The sequence below is a fragment of the Streptomyces kebangsaanensis genome (assembly GCF_001906585.1).
Taxonomy (GTDB): domain Bacteria; phylum Actinomycetota; class Actinomycetes; order Streptomycetales; family Streptomycetaceae; genus Streptomyces; species Streptomyces kebangsaanensis.
Map to the genome: position 1 here is coordinate 1 of NZ_JUJA01000105.1, position 1,277 is coordinate 1,277.

Annotated in this window: 1 protein-coding gene and 1 pseudogene; one reads left to right on the forward strand and one right to left on the reverse strand. The window is 67.4% G+C overall.

Annotated elements, in window-relative coordinates; all coding sequences use genetic code 11:
* Positions 1–62 precede the first annotated feature (62 nt).
* The gene (locus RH94_RS15510) at positions 63–446 is read right to left on the reverse strand and encodes a transposase (RefSeq protein ID WP_073946048.1); all 384 of its coding nucleotides are present in this window, start codon (positions 444–446) and stop codon (positions 63–65) included.
* A gap of 220 nt (positions 447–666) precedes the next feature.
* Between RH94_RS15510 and RH94_RS43480 the strand changes: the two are divergent.
* Positions 667–1,277, forward strand: a pseudogene (locus tag RH94_RS43480) (IS21 family transposase); the annotation flags it as partial.

Below are 1,277 nucleotides of genomic sequence, written 5' to 3' on the forward strand. Positions count from 1 at the left end.
GATGCCCAACTTGCCCTCGATGCCGGCGAACGCGTCATCGACCACCGGGTCGGCTGCGGTCCTCAGTCCGCGCCCTCGGAGATCATTTCCAAGAGCGCGGAAGCTTTTCCCATGACCTCCAACGCGGCTTTGTTCCGGGCCAGTTCCTTCTCCAGCCGTTCCACCTGGCGGCGCAGCTTCTCGTTTTCCGTCTCTGCGGCCGACTTCTTAGGCCGGGCCGGGCTGGTGCGCTGGTCGACCAGCTTCTCCAATGCCCCGGCATCCCGCGCGGCCCGCCATTCCTTGACGTGCGAGTGGTAAAGGCGCTCGCGGCGCAGGACAGCGCCCTTCTCGTTCTTGGGTGCGGCGTCGTACTCGGCCACGATGCGCAGCTTGTACTCCGGACTGAAGGAACGGCGCTTCGGCCTGGGGGCCGGGTCGGACTCGGCGGGGTTGGTGCTGGTCATGAGGGGGTGGTTCTCCTGTCGTGCCCTCTCAGGCTAACCCGACTAAGCGGGGCGTCTCACCCAAGGCTGACAGAGAGGGTCCAGGTGTCGGCGTACGGGCTCTGGTGCAGAGGTGCGTACGGGTTGATCTGCAGAGGTGATCCGGTGTGTCGGGCCGGGTCCTGGGGCGGTGAGAGGAGCCTGTCGCTGACGTTGTGCGGCGACGAGGGAGGCCCGGGGCATGCTGCTGGAACCGGAGCGGTGGCTGGAACTGCGGCGCTTCCGAGCTCTGCATGAGGCGGGCGCGAGCATCTCGGAGATCGCCCGGGAGACCGGCCTGAACTGGCGCACGGTCAAGAAGTACCTGAAGAGCGACGGGCCGCCCGAGCCTCCGGCTCCGGCGCCGCGGTCGGATCTGGGCAACCAGGTGATCAAGCCGTGGGCGCATGTGATCGATGCCTGGCTGCGGGCCGAGGTGCTGCTGAAGGCCGCGGTGATCCATGAGCGTCTCGTCGAGCAGTACGGTTTCCCGCACCACTACCAGCGCGTCAAGCTGTATGTGCAGCAGGCTCGTCCCAGGATCGCGGAGGAGCTTGGATACACCCCGCGGGAGCTGGCCCGCCTGCACCGCCGGTTCGAGGTGGTGCCCGGCGCCCAGGCCCAGGTCGACTGGGGCGACGAGGGCGGCATCCTGGCCCATGTCGGAATCCCGAAGGTCTACTCCTTCCACATGGTCCTGTCCTACTCCCGGGATCCGTTCTGCTGCTTCACCACCAGCCAGAATCTTGCGGCCTTCTGGGAGTGCCACCGCCGGGCGTTCGCGCACTACGGCGGGGTGCCCGGCGTGATCGT